We start from the raw sequence: 335 nt of genomic DNA, 5'->3' as shown, positions 1-335 counted from the left end.
CACGCCGCCAGCGTTCGTCCTGAGCCAGGATCAAACTCTCCGATAAAAGTTTGAATAGCTCTTTAAAAATAAATCTAGAATTTACGTTGACGTATTGTCTTGTTTTGTTCAGTTTTCAAGGTTCAATGTGTAAGTGCTCCTGTTTGAAGCGACTTGATTATCATATCATTTAAACTAAGAAAGTGTCAATGACTTTTTAAAAAAACTTTTTGGTGGAGCCTAGCGGGATCGAACCGCTGACCTCCTGCGTGCAAAGCAGGCGCTCTCCCAGCTGAGCTAAGGCCCCAAAGAAGTGGTCGGGAAGACAGGATTCGAACCTGCGACCCCTTGGTCCC

Annotated in this window: 1 tRNA gene; it reads right to left on the bottom strand. The window is 45.1% G+C overall.

Annotated elements, in window-relative coordinates:
* Positions 1-210: 210 nt before the first annotated feature.
* Positions 211-286, bottom strand: a tRNA-Ala gene (locus FGG79_RS21520).
* Positions 287-335: the final 49 nt, after the last annotated feature.

The organism is Bacillus sp. BHET2, assembly GCF_005938125.1.
GTDB lineage: Bacteria > Bacillota > Bacilli > Bacillales > Bacillaceae_B > Rossellomorea.
This window is presented reverse-complemented; position numbering and strand designations above follow the sequence as displayed.